Raw genomic sequence first — 18,067 nt, forward strand, 5'->3', positions numbered from 1 at the left:
GTGGATCTCGGTGCGAGCGATACGGTCCTTTTCGGCATCGGGCAGCACCGCGCCGATCTTGACCAAAGCCTCATCAGCGGCCCGGGCCATGGCCGCACCGCCAAAGGCACGCACCATGCGGGCGCCGGCGACCAGCGCCACGATCTCGTCACGCGTGAACATCAGCGGTGGAAGGTCGAAACCCTCCCTCATCATGTAGCCGACGCCCGCTTCCCCATCGATCGGCACTCCGGTCGACTGAAGGTCGGCTATGTCGCGATAGATGGTTCGCTCGGAAACCTCGAGCCATGTGCCAAGCTTCTGCGCGGTGACCAGACGGCCACCGCGCAAATGCTGCACGATCTGGAAGAGCCTGTCGGCGCGTCGCATCGTATGGTCCCTCGATGTTGTTCCTATGCATGTCGCCCAAAACCGGTTGGGCTGCATGCATCGTGTTCTTGCGCATGCCTTTATTCCTAAACCGCAGAACACTCGGCGGCATGCATCATGGTTTCAAGCCTTCGCACTTGCGCTGCGCGGCCACAAATTCCGCGCCGAAGGACAATTTCCTCGTTGTCGGCGTCATTGGCATCGAGCTCGCGCCAGAAAGGCGCGACATCGCTCAGCGTCATGCCGCGCCCGAGATACTCAATGGCTGCTTCGGCAACGGTACGCCGATGATAGCCGATCGCGACCGGGCATGTCACTTCGGCGCCACGTTCAAAGGGAAGCGCCGTGCGCAGCACGCGAACGTCCATCTCGACGCCTTCGGGAATCGAGCGGATGAATTCGTCGACCTGTTGCGCCGTCGGCACCAGCGTCGTCTGGTCTTCGACTCCATCTGCCACCGTGCGCGGGGCCGGTCTGATGCCGTTGACCCCCGGCGTGTTCAATCTGTCGGTCCAGCTCTTCATCGCTCGTCCTGTTCACCGCTCGCATCTATGGCATGGCGCTCCTGACACCATTCTGTCAGGAGGGTTCAGCATACTCCCTGGCGAACAGCGTCCGCATCTCGGCAAGTTCGCCGTTTCGTTCAGGATAGAGCGTCTTCAGGAAAGCCAGCGCGAAGGTGCCGGGCGCCGAACCTGGCGCGGAAACGATCTTGCCATCGGACACGGCATGCGGCACGTCCTGATAATTGTGATCGCCGGCATAGCCAGCAATGTGGCGGTTGATCCAGTCACGGCCATTGCTGGTGTGCCTCGCCTTCTCGAACATGCCGGCCCGGGCCAGCGCCAGCGTTCCAGCGCAGATACCGCCGACGACACCATCCCGCATCGCAACATCCCTGAGCAATTCCGCCACCTCGGGCGGCGCCTCGCCCGCCCATCGGTCGGAGCCAATGACGGCGATTGCATCGAGATCGGCATTTTCATCGGCGCCGGCCGAGCGGTCGGGCGTCAGCCGGAAACCGCTGATCCCGCTCACGGGCCTGCCATCGGGTGTCAGCGAAACCGCGCGGGCGCCGAACCATTCGACCGCCGAGGCGGCCAGCAGGCCATATTCCCAGTCGGCGAAGCCGTCTATGAAAAGAAGGCCGATTGTCTTCTGCTTGGGCATACGCTCGCTCCGTCCCTCGCGTGCCGGACTTATCATCTGGGCGTTGGGGCGCCTACATCCAACCGCTTTGCCGAAAAATTCGTCTCAATTGTCGCGAAGGCGACGTTCGGCATACATGTCCGGCCAGCCGATATCCTTGCGAATGTCCGCCGGCAGCGAGTTGATAAACCGCTGGGTGCGGATCTCGTTGCGCATCGTACGAATCTTGCCGACATAGTGCTGCATGCCGCGCAGAATGGTGGAACCGGTCATGGCTAGTCTCCTCTCTGTGAATGAAGACAGTATCGCACACCCCTCCTGACAGCAGTCTGTCAGGAGGATGGCAGGGCCTGGATAATAGTTGCGATCGGTGCGTTATCCCTGTGAAGGTATCGTTTTCACTGCATCAGACCGCGCCCCGAAGCAGGTTTAGAAGGCCGAGATCGTTCACTAATGCATGCCTGGTCATGATCCATTGTTCAGCCTTTGGCGACGGACTGTCAGGATACGTGGTCTCCAGCCAGGGATCCGAAGTTCTGATATGGAAGGAGAAAATTCTTCCCCAAAAACAGGGAGACGACCATGAGCCTTCAACTGACAGGAATTCACCATCTGACCGCCATCACCGCCAATGCGCGTGGAAATCTTCATTTCTATACAAGGGTGCTGGGCTTGCGGCTGGTCAAGAAGACGGTGAACCAGGACGATACCTCAGCCTACCACCTCTTCTATGCCGATGGCGAAGCGACGCCGGGCACCGACCTTACTTTCTTCGACTGGCCGGTCGGCCGCGAGCGACGCGGCACCCACAGCATTGTGCGGACCAGCCTCAGGGTTGGTGGCCAGGACAGCCTTGCCTGGTGGAAGCAACACTTGACTGACGAAAATATCGTCACGAGTGAGATTGCCGACATCGGTGGCTACGCCAGCCTGGATTTCGAGGACCCCGAGGGCCAGCGTCTGCGCCTCGTCAGCGATGACGGCAAGGGCGACAGCCGCCCCTGGGCGCAAAGCCGCGTGCCGGTCGAACACCAGATCCGCGGGCTCGGGCCGATCGTCATCAGCGTTCCCGACCTCACCAATACCGAAGCAGTGGTGACGCAAGTGATGAACATGCGCAAGGTCCGAGACTATGCCTCGCCGGAGGGCCAGGTTCAGGTCTTTGAAATGGGCGAGGGTGGGCCGGCGGCGGAATTGCACGTCCTGGTGCAGCCGGGACTGGCGCCGGCAAGGCAAGGTGCCGGTGCGGTTCATCACGTCGCCTTCAGGGCGCCGGACCAGGAGACGCTGCATCAATGGACGGCGCGGCTGGCCGAATTCCGTCTGCCGTCGAGCGGCGAGGTCGAGCGCTATTATTTCCGCTCGCTCTATTTCCGCGAGCCGAATGGCATCCTGTTCGAGATCGCCACTGACGGGCCGGGGTTCACCGCCGACGAACCGCTGGAGACGCTGGGCGAAAAGTTGGCCCTGCCGCCATTCCTGGAATCGAAGCGCGCTTCGATCGAGGCCGGCCTCAAGCCGCTGAAGTAGATCGTTCCCCGATCAAAGGCTGGCGCCGCGTTCCAGTCCGGATCGCGGCGCCTATTTTATTCGAGCGACGAACGACGCGCTTTGACAGCCGACCGCGATGCTGGTCAAAGGCGGCATGTCGAAACTCCTCGCCCTCGTCATCCTTGGCATCATGGTCATCCAGTTGATCAAGCCGCTCGGCTGGCCGGGGCTGAAACGGCGCAGCGACTTCTGGAAGCTGGCGCTCCTGGCCATGGCGGCCATTTCGATAACGGCCGTGCTTGGACATTGGACGTAGCGCAGTTCCAGGAAGCCTGGAATGCGCAGGATGGAATATCGGGCCGGCACGAGCCGGCGGCAATCACTCTTCGATCACGCAGCCGACGAGGTGCTCGGCCCAGGCCCGGTAACCGGCTTCCGATGCATGAAATCCGTCCGAGGCGAAGCCGGCTTCGGGATTGGTGATCGGCAAGCGCGGCGCCGGCACCGCACCGCGTTCGAGGCAAAGACGTTTGCCCATCCGGTTCATCTCACCGGCGCGAATTTCCAGGATCTTGCCGAGCAGCGGCGGCATGGCTGGCGCTTGCGTGAACTCCAGCACAGGAGACCACACCACGCGGGCCTCAGGCCATTTAGCGCGCAGGGCGTAGAGCAGACCGCCGAACGCCCTCTTGAAGCGGGGCACGGAGTGGAAATTCTTGGTGTCGTTGGTGCCAATGGCGAGCACGATATGCGTCCACGGATCGGCCGAGAGATTGGGCAGGACGTGGTCGCGGATCTGCCCCGACGTCGCCGAATTGAACCCGGCGGCGCGCCAGCGCACGGCGCGGCCGGTTCGCTGCGAGATCAGGACGGCCAGCTGCGCGGCCAGGCCATTCTCGGATTTTTCGATGCCGACCGAGGCGGCGGAGGAATCGCCCAGCACCAGCAGCCAGACCGCCGGCTGGCCGCCGGCGATCTCATGCATGACCGGGCCTTGCGCGGGCAGCATGCGCGAGGTGCGTCGGCGTACGCCAAGCCCTTGCCAGACATAGACAGGGAAGGCGAGCCAGGTGAGGAGAGCCGGAAAGCGTCGCATCGAGCAGCAATTAACGCATGTTGCGCCGGAGGTGAACGATCCTTGCACCGGTGGCGGACGCCTTCAAGCGTCCAATGTTCGATGGGATCGCTGAATGCCTAAGCCCTGTCCGCTTGCGACCTGTTTCCATACTGGTCATGCAGCCGCACCCAGTCCATCAAGGTTCTATAAGGCCCGGTCTCGTCGCGGCCTTTCGGCGCAAGGTCGAGATATTGATAGGCGCCGATCAGCTGTTCGCTGCCGCGGGCGCGCGACATGAAGGTCAGGAAGATGTCGCCGGTCTCGTCCCGGTAGAACACGGTGGTGCCCGGCAGGTCTTTCGATTTCAGAACGGGCGTCTCGAAATTGTAGATCGCTTCACCGGATGCGATCTGCTTGTCGGTGAACGACACCTGCATGTCGAAGTTGAAGTCCGAGGCATAGGATGAGACCCAGTCGAATTTCCAACCCATGCGCTCTCGGTAGGGCAGCAGCTCGGCGAGCGGCGCGCGTGACACCGCGACAAGCGACACGTCATGGTGTCTCAGATGCTGATTGGCACCGTCCATGTGGTCGGCGACGAACGCACAGCTTTCGCAATGATGGGTCGAGCCGGGCCCGAACACGAAATGATAGACGATCAGTTGGCTGCGGCCGGCGAACAGTTCGGCCAGGCATCTTGGACCCTGCTCGGTTTCGAAGACGTAGTCCTTTCTCACCTTCAGCCAAGGCAGTTCGCGCCGTTCCGCCGCGATGCGCTCGCGAAATCGCGTCAATTCCTTCTCGCGCGCCAGATGCGCTTTGTGTGCCCGGAACCAATCCTCGCGTGAAACGACCTTGTTGCGATGCATGAACCTCTCCCTGGCTTCATCCCAAGGACGTTCGGGACGGGCATGAGCCGACATCGCGCCGGCTGCGCTGGAGAGAAATAGGGATGGAGGCGCTTCATCCCAAGTCCGGCGGAGCGCAGCAAAACCCGGGCGCATGGCCCGGGTCCGATAGAGACGGAAAACCGTGGTCAGGCAGCCTGCTCCAGGCTCGGCTTCCATTGTCCAAGCGCCGCCAGGTGGTTCATGTGGGCACGGTGGGTGAAGGCGGCCTGACCCGCGGCAACATTGGATGCCTTGCCGCTCCAGGCCTTCTGCGGGGCAGCCTGCAGGGCGCGGCCATAGGAGAAGGTCAGCTTCCACGGATGCGGGCCGATGGCGTTGATGGCGTTGAGGTTGGCGGTCGCTTCCTCGTCCTCCTGGCCGCCGGAGAGGAAGGCGATGCCCGGCACCGCCGCCGGCACGGCCTCACGGAACAGTTTTATGGTCTTTTGCGCGACCTCTTCAGGGCTGCTCACCGCGCCCGACTTCCTGCCCGCCAGCACCATGTTGGGCTTCAGGATCGTGCCCTCGAGCACCACCCGGGCCGCGTAGAGCTCGTCGTAGAGCTTCGTCAGCGTCGCCCTCGAGATTTCATAGCACGTGTCGATGTCGTGGGCGCCGTCCATCAGCACTTCCGGCTCGACGATCGGCACGATGCCGGCTTCCTGGCAAAGGGCCGCATAGCGGGCGAGCGCATGGGTGTTCGCGCTGATCGAGGTGACCGACGGCACGCCCTTTGCCTTGTCGATGTCGATCACGGCACGCCATTTGGCGAAGCGGGCGCCGAGCTTGTAATAGTCGGCGAGCCGCTCGCGCAGGCCGTCGAGGCCCTCGGTGACCGTGTCGCCGGGAAAGCCGGCCAGGGGCTTGGCGCCGGCATCGACCTTGATTCCGGGGATGGCGCCTGAAGCCTTGATGATATCGACCAGCGGCGTGCCATCGGCCGCTTTCTGCCGAATAGTCTCGTCGTAAAGGATGACGCCGGAAATATACCTGGTCATGGCGTCACTGGTGCGGAACATCATCTCGCGGTAGTCGCGCCGGCTGTCCGCGGTCGATTCGACGCCGATGACGTCGAAGCGCTTCTTGATGGTTCCCGAGCTTTCGTCGGCGGCCAGCAGGCCCTTGCCGTTGGCCACCATCGCGGCGGCAATGTCTTCGAGACGTTCGCTCATCGTGCTTCTCCTTGACGGTGTTGTTCTGCGCCTGACAGGACACTACCGCCAAAGGAATGACGCCGGAAAGCTCCAATCGATCGAAAGTCCCGGCAACGCCGCGCGCTCGCCTCGAGTTGATCGTCTCAAGGCTTGAGCACGTCGACGCCCGGCAGCGGCTTGCCTTCCATCCATTCGAGGAAGGCGCCGCCGGCAGTCGAGACATAGGTGAAATCGTCGGCAACCCCGGCCTGGTTGAGCGCCGCCACGGTATCGCCGCCACCGGCCACCGAAACCAGCTTGCCGGCCTTGGTGCGCGCCGCCGCATGCCTGGCTGCCGCCATCGTCGCGCGATCGAAGGGTTCGATCTCGAACGCGCCGAGCGGCCCGTTCCAGACCAAGGTCGCGGCGCGGTCGATCCAGTCGGCAACGGCCCTCACGGTCTTTTCGCCGACATCGAGGATCATGCCATCCGCAGGCACGTCGGCGATGGCCACGGTTTCGCTGGCCGCGCCCCCCTTGAATTCCTTCGCCACGACGCCGTCGACGGGCAGGATGATGGCGCAGCCGGCCTCGGCCGCCTCGATCATGATCTGCTTGGCGGTAGCGGCGAGGTCGTGCTCGCACAGCGACTTGCCGACATCGGTGCCGCGTGCGGCGAGAAAGGTGTTGGCCATGCCGCCGCCGATGACCAGCGCGTCGACTTTCTTGACCAGGTTCATCAGCAGGTCGATCTTGGTCGAGACCTTGGCGCCGCCGACGATGGCGACCACCGGGCGAACAGGATTTCCAAGGCCCTTCTCCAGCGCTTCCAGTTCGGCTTGCATGGTGCGGCCGGCAAAGGCTGGCAACAGATGCGCCAGTCCCTCGGTCGAGGAATGCGCCCGGTGGGCAGCGGAGAAGGCGTCGTTGACGAAGATATCGCCATTGGCGGCGAGCCGTTCGGTGAAGGCCGGGTCGTTCTTCTCCTCGGCCTTGTAGAAGCGGGTGTTCTCGAGCAGCAGCACGTCGCCCTTGTTCATGGCGGCGACCGCGCTTCCCGCCGTGTCGCCGACGCAGTCGCCGGCAAAGCCCAAGGGACGGCCAAGCACCTCGGCCGTCGCCCTGGCGATCGGCTCCAGCGAGAATTCCGGCGAGGGACCGTCCTTGGGCCGGCCGAAATGGGCGAGCAGGATGACCTTGGCGCCCTTGCCTGACAATTCAGCGATGGTCGGCGCTATGCGTTCGATGCGGGTCGTGTCGGTGACCTTGCCGTCAGCGACGGGAACGTTGAGGTCGACGCGCACCAGCACGCGCTTGCCATTGATGTTGCCGATATCGTCCAGTGTCTTGAAGCTGGCCATGCTGGTTCCTTTCGCTGAGAAGTCGCCGGGACCATACCCCGCACCGACGACGATGCAAGACTTGGCTGGGGAGGGCGCGAAATTTTCAAGGCGAAGGCGAAGGCGAAGGCGAAGGCGAAGGCGAAGGCGAAGGCGTCGACGTCGCGAAGCGTCACGGCAGGCGGATGGGTGCGGCGCAAAGGATCGCCGTGTCAGCTTTCGGTCGTTGCCTTTTCCACCGCCGGCTCGGTTTTCTCGTCTGCGCGTGCGGCGGTGATCGGTGTTTCCACCGGCTTGCGCCAGGTCTGGACGAAGGCTTTGATCCGGTCGGCGATCTCGCCGGCGCTGAGGAAGACCGGTACCCGCGCCACGGGCGCGGTCGGTTCGAAGGAGAGGCCCAGGCCTGTGATCCTGCCCTTGTCGTCGACGTCGCGCACGATCAGCTCGATCGGGCCGATCAGCACGCGGTCGGCATATTCGGCATGGCCGCCGAGCCGCGCCGTGACCAGGGCGCCGACGGTGAGCTTCTGTTCCGCCTCGCTCAGGCCCGGCGCGTATGCGGCTTCCAGTTCGGCAGCGGAACGCGCCGGATCGACGGCGAAGGCGCCGAAGAAATCGGCGTCCTCGGGGTCGACGACGGCGCGGCTGGCGAACAGCTTGTCGAGCAGGCGTGGATAGCGGTCCGGCACGAAGATGTAGACCTGGTCGCCGGCGGCAAGCCTGCCCATGTCCTGGAAACGCATCGAGCGTCCGTCGCGCAACACCAGCGAGGGCCGCGCCCAGCGAGGGATGCGCTCGCCGCGCGCCACCGGGCTGCCCGGCGCGACGCGGTAGGCGAGGAGTTCGTGATGGGCCGAGCCCGGCAGTTCGAGCTCGACCTTGTCCAGAGGTCCGAGCCGCGCCGGCACGATCAGGCCGAGACGGCGCGCCAGCGGACCAACGGTCCAGCCCTGGATGACGAGTGACACCAGGACGATGATGAAGGCGGCGTTGAAGATGGTGCGGCCATTCTCCAGCCCGCCGAGCAAGGGAGTGATGGCAAGCAGGATCGAGACGGCGCCGCGCAGGCCGACCCAGGAAACAAACGCGACTTCGGGGCGCGGCAGACGAAACGGGACCAGGCAAAGCCAGACCGCGATCGGCCGGGCGACGAACATCAGGAACAGGCCAAGCAGCACCGCCGGCACCATGATCGCCGGGAATTGCGAGGGCGTCGCGAACAGGCCGAGGATCAGGAACATGATGATCTGCGCCAGCCAGGACATGCCGTCCTGGAAGCGCTTGAGGATGGTGACGGCGCGGATGTCGGAATTACCCGCGATGAGACCGGCAAGATAGACCGCCAGGAAACCGGAGCCGCCGATGGCGCCGGCGGCGGCGAAGACCATCAGCGATAGGGTCAGCACGAAGATCGGCAGCAGGCCATGGTCGAGATTGAGCCGGTCGACGAGGCGCACGATGGCGAGGCCCCCCAGCACGCCGACAATGGCGCCCAGGCCCATGTTAATGAGGAAGCCGAGGACGAGGTTGGTGACCAGGACATTGGCCTCGGGGTCGGCATGGGCGGCTATGATCTCGACCAGGGTGATGGTCAGGAAGATGGCGATCGGATCGTTGGTGCCGGACTCCACCTCCAGCGTGGAGCGCACGCGCTCGCGCAGATTGATCTCGCCGGCGCGCAAAAGGAAGAACACGGCGGCCGCGTCGGTGGAGGCGACGGCGGCACCGAGCAGGAAGGATTCCAGCCAGGTGAGATCGAGCATATAGTAGGCGGCGGCGCCGAACAGGCCAGTGGTGAGGATCACGCCGAATGTGGCCAGAGACAGCGCCGGCCCGGCTGCCTGCCGCAAGGCATTGAGAGGCGTGCCGAAGCCGGAATCGAACAGGATCACCGCCAGCGCCAGTGAGCCGGCAAAATAGGCGATGCGGGCGTTGTCGAACTCGATGCCGAGGCCATCGGTCCCGGTGGCGAGCCCGATGCAGAGAAACAGAAGCAGCAGCGGTGCGCCGAAGCGGAAGGCGATCAGGCTCGAAAACGCGGCGACGACGACAAGCGCGGTGCCCACCAGCGTGACGAGATAGATCGCATGCTCCATCCGTGACTTGTCCCCTGCCTCTTCTCTCGATTCAAGGAAGAGTGGGGCGAAGGCATGGCCGGCGCAAGGCGGGAGAGCGGTTTTTTGGGCCGAAGCCCCACAACTTCGTCGTCCTTGGGCTTAGCAGGAGCGAAGCGACGCGTTGCCGAGCACTCCGACGAAAACGCCCGGACGAAACCGGGCGTTTCAAGTCTCTGGAAGATGGGCCCGCGATCAGGCGATGGTCTTGCCGAAGGCGACCGCGGTATCGCCCATGCGATTGGAGAAGCCCCATTCATTGTCGTACCAGGACAGCACCGAAACGAAGTTGCCGTCCATCACCTTGGTCTGGTCGAGCGCCACGATCGAGGAGTGCGGGTCGTGATTGAAGTCGATCGACACGTTCGGATGATGGGTAACCGACAGGATGCCCTTGAGCTTGCCATTGGAGGCGGCGATCACCGCCTCGTTGATCTCCTGCGCCGACGTCGAGCGCTTGGCGATGAACTTGAAGTCGACGAGCGAGACGTTCGGCGTCGGCACGCGGATCGAGATGCCGTCGAGCTTGCCCTTGAGCTCGGGCAGCACCAGGCCGATGGCCTTGGCGGCACCGGTCGAGGTCGGGATCTGCGAGAGTGCCGCGGCGCGGGCGCGGTAGAGATCCTTGTGCATGGTGTCCAGCGTCGGCTGGTCGCCGGTGTAGGAATGGATCGTCGTCATCATGCCCTTTTCGATGCCGACCGTCTCGTGCAGGACTGCGGCCAGCGGCGCCAGGCAATTGGTGGTGCAGGACGCGTTCGAGATGACGATGTGGTCCTTGTTCAGCTTGTCGTGATTGATGCCGTAGACGACGGTGAGGTCGGCGCCTTCACCGGGCGCCGAAACGAGGACGCGCTTGGCGCCGGCGGTCAGGTGTGCGGCTGCCTTGTCGCGGGCGGTGAAGATGCCGGTGCATTCGAGCGCGATGTCGACGCCGAGCTCCTTCCACGGCAGCTGGGTCGGATCCTTGATCGCGGTGACCTTGAACGTCTCCTTGCCGACGGTGATCTGGTCGCCGGAAACCGATACTTCGTGCGGGAAGCGGCCGTGTACGCTGTCGTAGCGCAGGAGGTGGGCGTTGGTTTCAACCGGGCCGAGGTCGTTGACGGCGACGACGTCGATGTCCTTGCGGCCGGATTCATGGATGGCGCGCAGGATGTTGCGGCCGATGCGGCCGAATCCGTTGATGGCAACTCTGACGGTCATTTTTCTCTCCTTGGGAGCTGGAGGGCAGACGATTGGTCCGCAGCTTCATAGCGGCGGAAGCGGAAAGAATCCAGCCGCGGCGACGTGGATTTAAATCGATTAGGTCAGTCCGGCGGAACCGCTGTACGCGGTTTCGCCGAGCGTTCTTGTTTCATACATGTCGCTGTCCCAAAATCGAGATACACTTTTGGGCAACAAGCAGGCCTTACTTGCCATGCAGGCGGGCTTCCGCCGCCTTGGCGGCCGCCTCGGCGGTGATGCCGAAATGCGGATAGAGCTGCTCGATCGTTCCCGAGGCGCCGAAGCCGGTCATGCCGATGAAGATGCCATCGGAGCCGATGAGGTGATCCCAGCCCTGGCGGATGCCGGCTTCGATCGCCATCTTCACCTTCGCATTGCCGATCGTCTTGCGGCGGTAGTCCTCGCTCTGCTTATCGAACAGTTCGAAGCAAGGAACCGAGACGACGCGGGTCGGATGGCCGTGCTTCTCCAGGAGGTCGCGGGCGCCGAGCGCGATCTCGACTTCCGAACCCGTGGCGAAGATCGTCACCGCGGCTTCGCCGCTGGCGGCGGCGAGCTCATAGGCGCCCTGGCTGCTCAGGTTCTTCTCTGTGAATTCGGTGCGCACGGTCGGCAGGTTCTGTCGGGTCAGCGCCAGCGTTGACGGCGTCTTTTCCGATTCAAGGGCCAACTGCCAGCATTCGGCGGTCTCGACCGCGTCCGCCGGACGGAACACGTTGTGGTTGGGGATGGCGCGCAGTGCCGCCACATGCTCGACCGGCTGATGGGTCGGGCCGTCTTCGCCGAGACCGATGGAGTCATGGGTCATGACGAAGATCGAGCGGATGCCCATCAGCGAGGCCAGCCGCATCGAGGGGCGGGCATAGTCTGAGAAGCACAGGAAAGTGCCGCCATAGGCGATCAGGCCGCCATGCAGCGTCAGCCCGTTGATGGCGGCAGCCATGCCGTGTTCGCGGATGCCGTAGTGAACATAGCGCTGGCCGTAGTCGTCCGGGGTGATGTTCTTGGTCTGGCTGGTCTTGGTGTTGTTGGAGCCGGTGAGATCGGCCGAGCCGCCGATGGTTTCGGGCACGGCGCCGTTGATGACTTCCAGCGCCATTTCGGAAGATTTGCGGGTGGCGACCTTCGGCTTGTCGGCGGAGAGCTTCTTTTTGTAGTCGGCAATGACGGCGTCGAAGTTGGACGGCAGCTTGCCGGCAACGCGGCGCTCGAACTGTGCCCTGAGCTTGGCGTCGGCCTTGGCGAGGCGACCTTCCCAGTCGGCGCGCGCCTCGGCGCCGGCCGTGCCGGCCGTGCGCCAGGCATCGAGGATGTCGGCTGGAACCTCGAAGGGGGGTGACTCCCAGTTGAAGAACTTGCGCGCGCCGGCGATCTCGTCGGCGCCGAGGGGCGAGCCGTGCGCCTTGTTGGTGCCGGCCTTGGTCGGGGCGCCGAAGCCGATGGTCGTCTTGCAGGCGATCATCGTCGGCTTGTCGGAATGGCGGGCGGCTTCGATCGCATAGGCGATGGCTTCCGGATCCGTGCCGTCGATGTGGCTGGCGTTCCAACCGGAAGCCTGGAAGCGCGCGACCTGGTCGGTATTGTCAGCCAGCGACACCGGGCCGTCGATCGAGATGTTGTTGTTGTCCCAGAACACGATCAGCTTGTTGAGCTTGAGGTGCCCGGCAAGCGCGATCGCCTCCTGGGAGACACCTTCCATCAGGCAGCCGTCGCCGGCCAGCACATAGGTGTAGTGGCTGACGAGGTCGTTGCCGAAGGCGGCGTTCATGATGCGCTCGCCGAGCGCGAACCCGACAGAATTGGCAAGGCCCTGGCCGAGCGGGCCGGTGGTCGTTTCGATGCCGGCGGCGTGGCCATATTCGGGATGGCCGGCGGTTTTCGAGCCCAACTGGCGGAAGTGCTTGATCTGGTCGATCGTCATGTCTTCGTAGCCGGTCAGGTAGAGCAGCGAGTAGAGCAGCATCGAGCCGTGGCCGGCCGACAGGATGAAGCGGTCGCGGTCGGCCCAATGCGGCGCCTTGGCGTCGAATTTCAGGAAACGGGTGAACAGCACCGTGGCAATGTCGGCGCAGCCCATGGGCAGGCCGGGATGGCCGGAGTTCGCCTTCTCGACCGCGTCCATGGAGAGAAAGCGGATCGCATTGGCCATCCGGTCATGTTGTTCACGCGACGTCATGGTTCCTCCGGGGTGGGGTTTGGGGCCTTGGGAGAGCCCTTGAAAAGCGTGCGCGACACATAGCAGGCGCGCACTTTTAGTCAACAAACCGGCGCGCATTTGCCGGCCTTGTGATGCCGCGGGCAGGCCTATATTAGCGTTAGCAGGGGACAGTCGCGAGAGCTTTGTTGACGTCGCCTTCACCCGGTGCCTAATGTTTCAGAGATAACGCGTTCTGAACGCGAGCGATTCGGTGATGGGCAGGGCACAGGACGAGGCCATGACCGGGGAAACGACACTCAAGGAAGTCATCGCAAGGCTGGGCAAGGCCATGGAAGGCCTGGAAAACGCCGTCGCGGCCAAGCTCGAGCATGAGCGCGATTATTCGGAAGCCGAGGCCGAGGTGCAGCGGATGAATGCCGACCGCTCGCGGCTGGCGCAGGAGCTCGACAGTTCCGAGGCGCGCGCCGAGCGGCTGGAGGATGCCAACAAGGAAGTGTCGCGACGACTGGTGACCGCAATGGAAACCATCCGCGCTGTGTTGGATAGGTAGGCTGATGGCACAGGTCACGGTTTCCATCGACGGCAAGCAGTATCGGATGGCCTGCGACGAAGGCCAGGAAGAGCATCTGATCGATCTCGCCGAGCGTTTCGACCGCTACGTCTCGCATCTGAAGGATTCATTCGGCGAGATCGGCGACCAGCGGCTGACGGTCATGGCCGGCATCATGGTCATGGATGAACTCTCGGAGCTGCAGAAGCGCGTCAAGGGCATGGAAAGCGAAGTGCTGACCTTGCGCAAGACCCGCGACGAGGCGCTGACCAAGGCCGACAAGAGCGACAGCGTGCTGACCAACGCGCTTGGCGCGCTGGCGCAGCGCATGGAAGATCTTGCGGCGACGCTGGCCGTCAACAAGGCATAAGCGGTCTCCTCGGAAATTCCTGCCGAACTTGGCGGCAAGAAGAGAAATTTTTTCGCGGGCGTGACGGGCGCCTGTGGCTTTAGGCATTTGTGGGTTGCCGCCGAGGTGTTAAAAAGATTTGAGCGCTCGCCAGCCGTTGCCGGCAACATTTCAAGGGTAGGGAAACAACATGAGCCTTCGCATCAACGATATCGCCCCGGATTTCACCGCCGAGACCACGCAAGGACCGATCAGCTTTCACCAGTGGATCGGTGACGGCTGGGCGGTGCTGTTCAGCCACCCGAAGAATTTCACTCCCGTCTGCACGACCGAGTTGGGCACGATGGCGGGGCTCGAGGGCGAGTTCAAGAAGCGCAACGTCAAGATCATCGGCATTTCGGTCGATCCGGTCGAAAGCCACGGCAAATGGCAGGACGATATCAAGACGGCGACCGGCCATTCGGTGAACTATCCGCTGATCGGCGACAAGGATCTCAAGGTCGCCAAGCTTTACGACATGCTGCCTGCCGGTGCCGGCGAGACCTCGGAAGGCCGCACGCCCGCCGACAATGCCACCGTGCGTTCGGTCTATGTCATTGGGCCCGACAAGAAGATCAAGCTGGTGCTGACCTATCCGATGACCACGGGCCGCAACTTTGACGAGATCCTGCGCGCGGTCGATTCCATGCAGTTGACCGCCAAGCACCAGGTGGCGACGCCGGCGAACTGGAAACAGGGCGAGGACGTCATCATCACCGCGGCCGTTTCCAACGAGGACGCCATCAAGCGCTTCGGCGCCTACGAGACCATCCTGCCCTATCTCAGGAAGACCAAGCAGCCTTCCGCGTAAAGCGGCTCTCCGGTTCACGGAAACGGCGAACCATCTCTTTGTTTTTGCGCAATTCCTTGGGCAAAGCGCCACGCGCCTTTCCCGGGAAACCGCTTGGAGTTGCTCCAGTTGCCTGGCCGGCATTTTTCGACTTCCGTCGCTTTTCTGGCAAGGCGTGCTTGACGGCAGGGCCCCGCTAGACAAGCATGCTCTTATGTTGCTCTGGCAGAGAAAATCATTCCTGTCTGGCTAACGGAGGGGACGTCGGATTGGACATAGGTTCGGCAAAGCCTGAGGTCACCGGTTTCCACGACAAGCCGACCGGCGCCATCCAGTATGTCGTCGCCGACCGGGTGACGAAGCGGTGTGCCATAATCGATCCGGTCCTCGACTTCGACGAGAAGTCCGGCGCAGTTTCGACAGCCAATGCCGATGCGCTGCTGGATTTCGTCAGGGCGGAGGGACTGAGCGTCGAATGGATTCTCGACACCCATCCGCATGCCGATCATTTCTCGGCCGCGCAGTACCTGAAGCAAAGGACCGCGGCGCCGACGGCGATCGGCGAGAGGATCGTCGAGGTCCAGAAATTGTGGAAGGCGATCTACAACTGGCCGGATTTCCCCGCCGACGGCTCGCAGTGGGACCGGCTGTTCGGCGACGGCGAGGTTTTTCGGGTGGGAACGCTTCCAGCAAGGGTGCTTTTCTCGCCCGGGCACACGCTGGCGTCGATCACCTATGTGATCGGGGATGCAGCCTTTGTTCACGACACGCTGTTCATGCCCGACAGCGGCACGGCAAGGACGGATTTTCCCGGCGGCAGCGCTGCGCGCCTGTGGCACTCGATCCAGGGCATTCTGGCCCTGCCGGAGGACACGCGCGTCTTTGTCGGCCATGATTATCAGCCCGGCGGGCGCCAGGCGTTATGGGAGAGCACGGTTGCCGCGCAGAAAGCCGACAACATACATCTTGCCGCCGCGCGCGGCGAGGCCGAATTCGTTGCCCTGCGCGAGGCGCGCGACCGGACATTGCCGATGCCGAGGCTGATCCTGCATGCGCTGCAGGTCAACATGAATGGCGGACGCCTGCCGGAACCGGAAGCCAATGGCCGACGGTATCTGAAATTTCCGCTGGATGGGCTTTGAAGCAATCACAGCACCCGCTGCGGTATACAAAAAGGCGGCGCCAGTCTCCTGACGCCGCCGTTTTATCTTGTTGCCGATGCCGGCTTTAAGCCGCCGGCTGCGCCTCGATGGTGCGCAGCGCCTGGGTCTGGCGCTTGGCGGCGGCCTTGACGGCATCCTGCACCTTCTCGAAAGCGCGCACTTCGATCTGGCGCACGCGCTCGCGGCTGATGTCGAACTCAGCCGACAGTTCTTCCAGGGTCAGCGGCTCATCGGCGAGGCGGCGCGCCTCGAAGATGCGCCGTTCGCGTTCGTTGAGCACCGCAAGAGCACCCGACAGCATGCCGCGCCGGTTTTCCAGCTCGTCCTGCTCGATCAGCATCTCTTCCTGGCTTTCGTGGTCGTCGACCAGCCAGTCCTGCCATTCGCCGGACTCGCCTTCCGTCGCCCGGATCGGCGCGTTGAGTGAGGCGTCGCCCGACAGGCGGCGGTTCATCGACACGACTTCCGCTTCCGAGACGTTCAGCCTCGTGGCGATTTCGGCGATCTGGTCGGGCTTGAGGTCGCCGTCGTCAAGCGCCTGGATCTTGCCCTTCACCTTGCGCAGGTTGAAGAACAGACGCTTCTGGTTGGCGGTCGTGCCCATCTTGACCAGGCTCCACGAGCGCAGGATGTATTCCTGGATCGAGGCCTTGATCCACCACATGGCGTAGGTCGCGAGGCGGAAGCCACGCTCTGGCTCGAATTTCTTGACGGCCTGCATCAGGCCGACATTGCCTTCCGAGATCACTTCGCCAATCGGCAGGCCGTAGCCGCGATAGCCCATGGCGATCTTGGCGACGAGCCGCAAATGGCTGGTGACGAGCTTGTGCGCTGCGGAAGTGTCCTCATGCTCGGCATAACGCTTGGCGAGCATGTACTCTTCCTGCGGCTGAAGCATCGGAAAGCGGCGGATCTCTTCCAGGTAGCGGCTGAGGCCGCCTTCGCCGGAAACGATACTGGGTAGTGACTGGGCCATGATAGCGCCCCCTCTCTATTGGAGTGATGCCCCCGAAACGCGGCGGGCATGTGACGCGAGCACCAAAGGCTCGCTCGCGACATCAGATATATACAGGAACAAAACCAGAAAAGACAGGCATTTGTTCAACACGAAACAGTGTGTCACGCTGAAGTGAACAACGCCAGTCAGGTTTTTTGATGATTGATTTGAAGCTTGCCGGGCGGCGGATTCAAAGACTGCGAAAGCCGCCGACGAGTTCCTCCATGTCCCTCGGTATCGGTGCCTCGAACCTCATCGATAGATGGGTAGTCGGATGGCGAAATTCAAGGAGCCAGGCGTGCAAAGCTTGCCGGGAGAAGGCCTTGACCTGGCTTCTCAGCGGTTCGGGCAACCGGTTGGCCTTGGTGCGAAAGGCTTGGCCGTAATCGGGATCACCGAGCACCGGATGACCGATATGGGCCATGTGGACGCGGATCTGATGGGTGCGGCCGGTCTCCAGCCGGCATTCAACCAGACTTGCGGTTGCGAATTCCTTTTGGTTTTCGCCGAAGCGCTCCTGCACCGCAAAATGGGTGACGGCGTGGCGGGCATCGTCGCGTCCTTCGGGTACTACGGCGCGACGTACACGGTCGGCGGCGCGGCCGAGTGGGGCATCCACCGTTCCGGCCGGCCGCTGCGGTATGCCCCAGACCAGCGCCAGGTAGGCGCGCTCGAGATCGCCTGTCAGGCCGTGATCGGCAAAGGCCTCCGAAAGCGCCTTGTGGGCGCGGTCGGTCTTGGCCACGACCATGACGCCGCTGGTTTGCTTGTCGAGGCGATGAACGATGCCCGGCCGGCGCACGCCGCCGATGCCGGACAGGCTGTCGCCGCAATGATGGATCAGCGCATTGACCAGCGTGCCGGTCCAATTGCCGGCGCCGGGATGGACGACAAGCCCGGCGGGTTTGTTGATGACGATCAGTTCGTCATCTTCATAGAGGATATCGAGGGCGATGTTTTCCCCCTGTGGCTCCGCCGGTTCCGGCTCCGGCATGGCGACCGAGACAGTTTCGCCCGGCGACATCTTGCACTTGGTCTCGACAACGGCCTTGCCGTCGACCAAGACCGCGCCCTGCCTGATCAGCATCTGCACGCGGCTGCGCGACATTTCCGGGCCGAGCCTGCCTGCCAGCCACTGATCGATGCGCTGGCCGGCATCGTCGGCGCCGGCCACGAGCACGATCGGTTCTGCCTGCATGAATTGGTCCTCTATCAATCCGGGGGCCTCTTCGTTATGAGCGCTCATCGAGA

19 protein-coding genes are annotated in these 18,067 nt (G+C 63.3%); 6 read left to right on the forward strand and 13 right to left on the reverse strand.

Annotated elements, in window-relative coordinates; translation table 11 throughout:
- The 4 genes from FJ951_RS25140 to FJ951_RS25155 form a co-directional block, all read right to left on the reverse strand.
- Positions 1–369: HTH domain-containing protein (locus FJ951_RS25140; protein ID WP_140509693.1), on the reverse strand; the 369-nt coding region annotated here is incomplete at its 3' end.
- 86 nt (positions 370–455) lie between these two features.
- Positions 456–893, reverse strand: a complete 438-nt coding sequence (locus tag FJ951_RS25145) for a hypothetical protein (protein WP_246671780.1) — start codon at positions 891–893, stop codon at positions 456–458.
- A 55-nt stretch (positions 894–948) separates the two neighbouring features.
- Positions 949–1,539, reverse strand: a complete 591-nt coding sequence (locus FJ951_RS25150; RefSeq protein ID WP_140517872.1) for a DJ-1/PfpI family protein — start codon at positions 1,537–1,539, stop codon at positions 949–951.
- Positions 1,540–1,623: 84 nt separating this feature from the next.
- Complete coding sequence (locus tag FJ951_RS25155) at positions 1,624–1,791, reverse strand: hypothetical protein (protein WP_140500534.1); 168 nt, start codon at positions 1,789–1,791, stop codon at positions 1,624–1,626.
- 309 nt (positions 1,792–2,100) lie between these two features.
- Between FJ951_RS25155 and FJ951_RS25160 the strand changes: the two genes are divergently transcribed.
- Positions 2,101–3,048, forward strand: a complete 948-nt coding sequence (locus FJ951_RS25160; RefSeq protein ID WP_140517873.1) for a ring-cleaving dioxygenase — start codon at positions 2,101–2,103, stop codon at positions 3,046–3,048.
- 97 nt (positions 3,049–3,145) lie between these two features.
- Positions 3,146–3,325: a hypothetical protein gene (locus FJ951_RS25165; RefSeq protein WP_181165425.1), complete on the forward strand. Its 180-nt coding sequence runs from the start codon at positions 3,146–3,148 to the stop codon at positions 3,323–3,325.
- Positions 3,326–3,388: 63 nt separating this feature from the next.
- Here FJ951_RS25165 and FJ951_RS25170 read toward each other — a convergent pair whose 3' ends face one another.
- From FJ951_RS25170 to tkt, 7 genes are all read right to left on the reverse strand, one after another.
- A complete protein-coding gene (locus tag FJ951_RS25170) occupies positions 3,389–4,105 on the reverse strand; it encodes an SGNH/GDSL hydrolase family protein (RefSeq protein ID WP_140500537.1) in 717 nt (238 codons plus the stop codon).
- Between the two features lie 98 nt (positions 4,106–4,203).
- On the reverse strand, positions 4,204–4,935 hold the full coding sequence (locus tag FJ951_RS25175; RefSeq protein WP_140517874.1) for a thioredoxin family protein: 732 nt from the start codon (positions 4,933–4,935) through the stop codon (positions 4,204–4,206).
- Positions 4,936–5,102: 167 nt separating this feature from the next.
- On the reverse strand, positions 5,103–6,128 hold the full coding sequence (locus tag FJ951_RS25180) for a class I fructose-bisphosphate aldolase (RefSeq protein ID WP_140500540.1): 1,026 nt from the start codon (positions 6,126–6,128) through the stop codon (positions 5,103–5,105).
- Positions 6,129–6,253: 125 nt separating this feature from the next.
- Positions 6,254–7,450, reverse strand: a complete 1,197-nt coding sequence (locus tag FJ951_RS25185) for a phosphoglycerate kinase (RefSeq protein WP_140517875.1) — start codon at positions 7,448–7,450, stop codon at positions 6,254–6,256.
- Positions 7,451–7,641: 191 nt separating this feature from the next.
- Positions 7,642–9,525, reverse strand: a complete 1,884-nt coding sequence (locus tag FJ951_RS25190) for a potassium/proton antiporter (RefSeq protein WP_140517876.1) — start codon at positions 9,523–9,525, stop codon at positions 7,642–7,644.
- Between the two features lie 213 nt (positions 9,526–9,738).
- A complete protein-coding gene (gap, locus tag FJ951_RS25195) occupies positions 9,739–10,749 on the reverse strand; it encodes a type I glyceraldehyde-3-phosphate dehydrogenase (protein WP_140500546.1) in 1,011 nt (336 codons plus the stop codon).
- A gap of 205 nt (positions 10,750–10,954) precedes the next feature.
- Complete coding sequence (gene tkt / locus FJ951_RS25200) at positions 10,955–12,946, reverse strand: transketolase (RefSeq protein ID WP_140517877.1); 1,992 nt, start codon at positions 12,944–12,946, stop codon at positions 10,955–10,957.
- Between the two features lie 259 nt (positions 12,947–13,205).
- Here tkt and FJ951_RS25205 point away from each other — a divergent pair, with 259 nt between their 5' ends.
- The 4 genes from FJ951_RS25205 to FJ951_RS25220 all read left to right on the forward strand — a co-directional run bounded on the left by FJ951_RS25205 (position 13,206) and on the right by FJ951_RS25220 (position 15,798).
- Positions 13,206–13,478, forward strand: coding sequence for a DUF4164 domain-containing protein (locus tag FJ951_RS25205; RefSeq protein WP_140500550.1), 273 nt, complete (start codon positions 13,206–13,208; stop codon positions 13,476–13,478).
- 4 nt (positions 13,479–13,482) lie between these two features.
- The gene (locus tag FJ951_RS25210) at positions 13,483–13,848 is read left to right on the forward strand and encodes a cell division protein ZapA (protein WP_140500552.1); all 366 of its coding nucleotides are present in this window, start codon (positions 13,483–13,485) and stop codon (positions 13,846–13,848) included.
- 169 nt (positions 13,849–14,017) lie between these two features.
- The gene (locus FJ951_RS25215; RefSeq protein WP_140500553.1) at positions 14,018–14,677 is read left to right on the forward strand and encodes a peroxiredoxin; all 660 of its coding nucleotides are present in this window, start codon (positions 14,018–14,020) and stop codon (positions 14,675–14,677) included.
- 248 nt (positions 14,678–14,925) lie between these two features.
- Positions 14,926–15,798 (forward strand): MBL fold metallo-hydrolase, encoded by an 873-nt coding sequence (locus FJ951_RS25220; protein WP_140500555.1) that lies wholly within the window; start codon positions 14,926–14,928, stop codon positions 15,796–15,798.
- 85 nt (positions 15,799–15,883) lie between these two features.
- Here FJ951_RS25220 and rpoH read toward each other — a convergent pair whose 3' ends face one another.
- The gene (gene rpoH / locus FJ951_RS25225; protein WP_027023478.1) at positions 15,884–16,795 is read right to left on the reverse strand and encodes an RNA polymerase sigma factor RpoH; all 912 of its coding nucleotides are present in this window, start codon (positions 16,793–16,795) and stop codon (positions 15,884–15,886) included.
- A 211-nt stretch (positions 16,796–17,006) separates the two neighbouring features.
- Positions 17,007–18,062, reverse strand: coding sequence for an RluA family pseudouridine synthase (locus tag FJ951_RS25230; protein WP_140517878.1), 1,056 nt, complete (start codon positions 18,060–18,062; stop codon positions 17,007–17,009).
- Positions 18,063–18,067 lie beyond the last annotated feature (5 nt).

Source organism: Mesorhizobium sp. B2-2-3, from assembly GCF_006442405.1.
Lineage (GTDB): Bacteria > Pseudomonadota > Alphaproteobacteria > Rhizobiales > Rhizobiaceae > Mesorhizobium.

Coding starts and splice junctions, on each gene's coding strand:
- FJ951_RS25155 (WP_140500534.1), bottom strand. CDS start 1,791: ATGACCGGTTCCACCATTCTGCGCGGCATGCAGCACTATGTCGGCAAG.
- gap (WP_140500546.1), bottom strand. CDS start 10,749: ATGACCGTCAGAGTTGCCATCAACGGATTCGGCCGCATCGGCCGCAAC.
- rpoH (WP_027023478.1), bottom strand. CDS start 16,795: ATGGCCCAGTCACTACCCAGTATCGTTTCCGGCGAAGGCGGCCTCAGC.
- FJ951_RS25190 (WP_140517876.1), bottom strand. CDS start 9,525: ATGGAGCATGCGATCTATCTCGTCACGCTGGTGGGCACCGCGCTTGTC.
- FJ951_RS25185 (WP_140517875.1), bottom strand. CDS start 7,450: ATGGCCAGCTTCAAGACACTGGACGATATCGGCAACATCAATGGCAAG.
- FJ951_RS25145 (WP_246671780.1), bottom strand. CDS start 893: ATGAAGAGCTGGACCGACAGATTGAACACGCCGGGGGTCAACGGCATC.
- FJ951_RS25210 (WP_140500552.1), top strand. CDS start 13,483: ATGGCACAGGTCACGGTTTCCATCGACGGCAAGCAGTATCGGATGGCC.
- tkt (WP_140517877.1), bottom strand. CDS start 12,946: ATGACGTCGCGTGAACAACATGACCGGATGGCCAATGCGATCCGCTTT.
- FJ951_RS25160 (WP_140517873.1), top strand. CDS start 2,101: ATGAGCCTTCAACTGACAGGAATTCACCATCTGACCGCCATCACCGCC.
- FJ951_RS25180 (WP_140500540.1), bottom strand. CDS start 6,128: ATGAGCGAACGTCTCGAAGACATTGCCGCCGCGATGGTGGCCAACGGC.
- FJ951_RS25170 (WP_140500537.1), bottom strand. CDS start 4,105: ATGCGACGCTTTCCGGCTCTCCTCACCTGGCTCGCCTTCCCTGTCTAT.
- FJ951_RS25165 (WP_181165425.1), top strand. CDS start 3,146: ATGCTGGTCAAAGGCGGCATGTCGAAACTCCTCGCCCTCGTCATCCTT.
- FJ951_RS25175 (WP_140517874.1), bottom strand. CDS start 4,935: ATGCATCGCAACAAGGTCGTTTCACGCGAGGATTGGTTCCGGGCACAC.
- FJ951_RS25230 (WP_140517878.1), bottom strand. CDS start 18,062: ATGAGCGCTCATAACGAAGAGGCCCCCGGATTGATAGAGGACCAATTC.
- FJ951_RS25150 (WP_140517872.1), bottom strand. CDS start 1,539: ATGCCCAAGCAGAAGACAATCGGCCTTCTTTTCATAGACGGCTTCGCC.
- FJ951_RS25215 (WP_140500553.1), top strand. CDS start 14,018: ATGAGCCTTCGCATCAACGATATCGCCCCGGATTTCACCGCCGAGACC.
- FJ951_RS25205 (WP_140500550.1), top strand. CDS start 13,206: ATGACCGGGGAAACGACACTCAAGGAAGTCATCGCAAGGCTGGGCAAG.